Genomic DNA, 3,291 nt, shown 5'->3' with positions numbered 1-3,291 from the left:
CTCGATCGTGGCCATGGCGCGGGTCTTTACGGACGATGGATCGATCCCGGCAAGCGCACGGATCCAGGCGGCGACGTCGGCGGGTTCGGCCGCACCCGGTACAATCCGGCGTGAGTGGGGGCACCTCAAGGTTCGTTCGCCAGACAACGCTAAGCCGGAGATGTCTCTGAAACTCTGCAATAACCTTTTTGCATGCCTGCCCCATTGCGCGGGTCTAGCCTGACCGATTGGGGGGTCATTCCGACTCAGGCGGGGTACAACATGGCGCAGCGCAATTTACTGACGCGGGAAGAGCGCGAGCGGCTATTCCTACCAAGAACCGACCACTTCTCGATCATCAGGAACTACACGCTGACGGTCGAAGACCTGGATATCATCGGAAAGCGACGAGGCCCCGTTAATCAGCTCGGTATTGCTGCTCACCTTGCCTTACTGCGGCATCCTGGGTTTGGGCTGCGCACGAACTCGGACATCCCCGATGCTATACTCAACTACCTGTCTGCGCAGCTTGGCGTCGCTCCGGGCACATACGGTGCCTATGGTCAACGTCCGCAAACGCGAACCGACCACAGCTCAATTGCCGCTGATTACCTCGGTCTTAGGCCGTTCACACGCGCGGATGTTGCCCACGCTATTGAACTTGCAGCCCGTGCAGCCATGCGCAGTGACCGCGGAGAAACAATTGCCAGATCCTTGATGGATAACCTGAAGGCGGAGCGCTTTATTCTGCCCCCGCCCGACACCCTCGAGCGGGCCGGGCTTGCCGGGAGAGCACGCGCTCGTAAGCGCGCAGCATCGGAAATCGTCGCCGAACTGGGCGGCAGTACATTGGAGTTGCTCGACGCACTCCTGATCAATGACCCAGCCCTTGGTATGACGCCGCTGGCTTGGTTGCGGGATATGCCCGGATCTCCGTCAACCAAGAACATGAATGCGCTTCTCAAGCGGCTGCAGTTCATACGTGATCTCGGGATTGAACCGGCAATCAGCCTAGCAACCACGGGCTTCCGCTTTGGCCAATTCGTGCGCGAGGGCAGCGTCGCTCCGCCGTTTCTGTTGGCCGACTATTCCCACAATCGCCGCAGAGCGACGCTGGCAGCCGCGGTCGTCAATCTCGAGGTCAAGCTTGCAGATGCCGCAATCCTGATGTTCGAGCGCCTCATTGGCGGGCTGTTCACCCGAGCCAAGCGTGGCCAGGAACGCCGCTATCAGGACACAGCACCTTCGGTCGGCAAGCTCATGCGACTGTTTGGTGCAACGATCGCGGCGCTGGATATGGCAGAGGAAACTGGCGGCGATCCGCTGGTCCTGGTCGATGAGATGGTGGGCTGGCATCGCCTGATGGCAGCCCGTCCGCACGTCGATGCCTTGGCGGATCTCGCTCAGGAGGACACTCTGGTTCTTGCAACCGAGCGATACGCTACACTGCGCCGGTTCTCCCGCAACTTCCTCGACACATTCACGTTCAAGGCCTCGGGCAGCGGGACCAACCTGCTCTCCGCTCTCGATCTCCTCAAGCAGGCCAACGGCAGTTGGGGTACGCAGTTGCCAGCAAACCCGCCGATGCCCTTTTCCAATCGGCATTGGTCCAAATTGATAATGGAGGGAGGAAAGGTCAGCCGTCCGCGCTACGAGACGGCCGTGCTGGCGACACTTCGAGATAAACTGCGAGCGGGCGATGTCTGGGTCGAAGGAACGCGGGCTTACCAGCGTTTCGACGCCTATCTGCTCCCCCGCAAGGCCGCACAATCGGCAATCTCCGAACTGCCGATCAACGTGAATTCCGGAGAATATCTGGCTCATAAGAGCGCCGAACTTGATCGGCGATTGCGTCACTTCGCGCATCAGCTGCGGACCGGCCGCTTGCCTGGCGTGACGCTCGTTCGCGAAAAGCTGAAAGTCGTTCCGCTGCAAGCGGCGACTCCACCAGAAGCGGAAGCTCTTGACCGCAAACTCGATGCCCTACTCCCGCGCGTCCGAATTACCGAACTCCTGCTCGAAGTCGCTGAACGTACCGGATTTCTCTCTGCATTTCGGGATGTCCGCTCGGGCAAGGAGCACGATAAGCCCGCTGCCGTGCTCGCCGCCATTCTGGCGGATGGTACGAATCTCGGCGTCGAACGCATGGCCAACGCCAGCCAGGGCGTCACATATGCGCAGCTCGCCTGGACCCAGAACTGGTATATCTCGCCCGATAACTACGAGGCTGCTCTGGCCCAGATTGTGCGCGAACATCACCGCCTCCCGTTCGCGCGAAACTGGGGCGAAGGTGTCAGTGCATCATCCGACGGCCAGTTCTTCCGCACCGGCCGGATCCGATCGGGCGCAGCCGAGATCAACGCAAAATACGGTCACGAGCCAGGTATCAAAATTTACTCGCACCTTTCCGACCATTTTGCCTCGTTCAGTTCGCGCATCATGTCTGCCACCGCAAACGAAGCCCCATACGTGCTCGACGGCCTGATGCTAGGGGCCCGCGAATTGCCACTGAAGGAGCTGTATACCGATACCGGCGGTGCGTCGGATCACGTCTTTGGCCTGTGCCACCTGCTCGGGTTCCGTTTCGTCCCTCGAATGCGTGATCTTGCAGACCGGCGGCTCGGAACCATCGTATCCGGTGCAAACTACAAAGGCATCGAATGTCTGTTCGGCCAGGCGATCAAGGTCGGCACCATTGAGGCAGAGTGGGATGATCTCGTCCGAATGGCCGCCTCAATTCGGGAAGGAACTGTTGCTCCGTCTATCATCCTGCGCAAGCTTTCCGCCTATCGCCGGCAGAACAAGCTTGACCTTGCCCTTCGCGAACTTGGCCGCATCGAGCGGACGTTGTTCACGCTCGACTGGCTGGAACAGCCTGATTTGCGCCGCGCCTGCCAAGCCGGATTGAACAAGGGAGAGGCCCGGCACGCTCTGGCAGACGCCGTCTACACCAACCGCCAGGGCCGGTTCACCGATCGAACTCTTGAGAACCAGCAATACCGCGCATCTGGGCTCAACTTGCTCATCGCCGCCATTGCATACTGGAATGCCCTCTATCTCGGCCGGGCCGCCGATCACCTGCGGTACTCGGGAATTGAGATCGACGAAACACTGCTAGCGCACGTCTCACCTCTGGGTTGGTCGCATATCGGCCTCACAGGTGACTACCTTTGGGAAGATGCATCTTTCAGCGGCAACCGCGGGTACCGAGCACTCCACGACCCGAACGGCAGACTTCGGCTCGTCGCCTAGGATGTTCTCAGTATTTCCAGCTTAGCGTTGTCTGGCGAACAAATCTTGAGGTGAGGCCTA

1 protein-coding gene is annotated in these 3,291 nt (G+C 60.0%); it reads left to right on the top strand.

The features are described 5' to 3' along the window. Positions 1-261 precede the first annotated feature (261 nt). Entirely contained in the window at positions 262-3,231 is a 2,970-nt protein-coding gene (locus tag A8V01_RS26885; protein ID WP_103099308.1) for a Tn3 family transposase, read from the top strand. Positions 3,232-3,291: the final 60 nt, after the last annotated feature.

The organism is Novosphingobium guangzhouense (assembly GCF_002896965.1).
In the GTDB taxonomy this organism is placed as follows: domain Bacteria; phylum Pseudomonadota; class Alphaproteobacteria; order Sphingomonadales; family Sphingomonadaceae; genus Novosphingobium; species Novosphingobium guangzhouense.
Note: the sequence above shows the minus strand (reverse complement) of the source record. Positions and strands in the feature narration are given on the sequence as shown.

Excerpts from the sequence above, each read along its gene's own strand:
- A8V01_RS26885 (WP_103099308.1), top strand. The coding sequence starts at position 262 with ATGGCGCAGCGCAATTTACTGACGCGGGAAGAGCGCGAGCGGCTATTC.